The following is a 1,189-nucleotide window of genomic DNA, read 5'->3' as shown; positions in this document are numbered from 1 at the left end:
TTTATTGAAATCATGAAGAACCTAATAGAGCCAACTATCGAATCTAATTATTTAGGTGCGAAGTTTGAGCAACTAACTTCTAAATATTTACCCAAGCATCTAGTTAAAGACTTTGTTGATTACTATGAAAAAAGGTCAAAATATCTTCATACAGGTATGAGACTTGTAACTGAGACTCCAACAACCAGCCTTGTTCCATTATTAGATCCAGAAGATAAAACTGGCTGTGACTATCCTTATAAAATTCCTGTGGAAAATATAAGAGAATATGTAAGTTTCTGTTTAAGGAAATTCTATAGAGATAATTTAATTGAAAGCCAATAATTGTGATTTTAGAAAGGTCTAAAGATAATGGGAAATAGAAGAAAGATTAGGTTACATGGAAGAAGAAATTTTCCAAGATCATATGTTCAAACAAGCAAAAAAGAGTTAAAACAGTCTCAGGAAGAAAATTCTAAAAAAACAGGCATGGAATTTTTACAAGATACAGCATGGTTAATAGCTGTTCTCACTGGACTAGGTTATTTCTTTAGAAGACATAGGTTTTGATACTACGTCAAGAAAATGGAATATCTTGTTTCAGCGGTTTTCCTTTAGGTTTCAAAATCAGTACTAAAATACCAAACAGAATAGCTGTTATAATTAAGCGATACGCTAAAGATAATTCTAAACTGACTGGTGTACCTTGGATCTTTACAGCGATAAAATTAAGTCCCCAAGCTAAGGAGCAAAAGATGTACATAACAGTAGTCATATATAGGATAAGTCCCTTCCTTTCAAAAATTTGCTAAAACTCACCTTAGCGAATTTGTTAGTTGTTAGACAATAAAAATAATCTCAATTGTATATTTGTTCAATATTAAGACGTCTAATTAATTAACTGATAATGAGCATTTTTAGATACAAATATTTCCATTCGATTAGAAATGATAGGTACCCTATGCCACTTGGAGCTCATTTTTAATTTGCTCAAGTGACGTTCCATTTGTGGTTTCACGATACACAAACTCAATGATACTGCCGATTTTTTGTTTTCTTATGCACTGAATGGCTAGGTTAAAGGCAGCCTTTCTAAGGTACATCGCAAAAACATAGGTGAACTGGACAAGGGTCCAAAAAGGCTTAATCGCTCGTTCACTCCGGACTTGATAACCGTTAAAGCCAACCATGCCTTTGACCTGTTTAAAGT

3 pseudogenes are annotated in these 1,189 nt (G+C 33.1%); 1 reads left to right on the top strand and 2 read right to left on the bottom strand.

Annotated features, from left to right (window positions below):
- Positions 1-324: pseudogene (locus AC1UFB_RS17150) on the top strand (hypothetical protein); the annotation flags it as partial.
- A gap of 238 nt (positions 325-562) precedes the next feature.
- Here AC1UFB_RS17150 and AC1UFB_RS17145 read toward each other — a convergent pair.
- Together AC1UFB_RS17145 and AC1UFB_RS17140 are read right to left on the bottom strand one after the other, a co-directional pair.
- Positions 563-754, bottom strand: a pseudogene (locus tag AC1UFB_RS17145) (DMT family transporter); the annotation flags it as partial.
- Between the two features lie 184 nt (positions 755-938).
- A pseudogene (locus AC1UFB_RS17140) lies at positions 939-1,189 on the bottom strand (IS701-like element ISPlan1 family transposase); the annotation flags it as partial.

The organism is Priestia sp. KCTC 13724 (assembly GCF_056820425.1).
This window is presented reverse-complemented; position numbering and strand designations above follow the sequence as displayed.